Here is a 287-nt window from a genome sequence, read left to right on the forward strand (position 1 = left end):
CAGGAACGGAGATTGGCATTTTATTTGAGTCTAGTGCGACTGCGTTTTTTGCTGGTGCTGTTGCGCCAAAGCTACCTTCACCCATAATGTAACGAATGCCACCACCAATGCTAACTTGCTCAACAATTTGGTAAGCAAAGTTTAGGTTAGCCTCTTTAGTGATTACGCTTGCTTCGTTACCGAAATGAGAAGCATTGAAGTCATCTCCTAGATTAGTTTCCATGCCGTAGTTTGTGCCAAATGCAAAACCGACAGCGAACTTTTCATTATAACGGTGAGAAATGTAA

The 287-nt window shown here is 42.2% G+C and carries 1 protein-coding gene; it reads right to left on the minus strand.

The features are described from left to right. Positions 1–287: outer membrane protein transport protein (locus AB4512_RS24375; RefSeq protein ID WP_372176065.1), on the minus strand; the 287-nt coding region annotated here is incomplete at both ends.

Origin of the sequence: Vibrio sp. 10N.222.52.B7, from assembly GCF_041474275.1 — a bacterium.
Lineage (GTDB): Bacteria > Pseudomonadota > Gammaproteobacteria > Enterobacterales > Vibrionaceae > Vibrio > Vibrio crassostreae_C.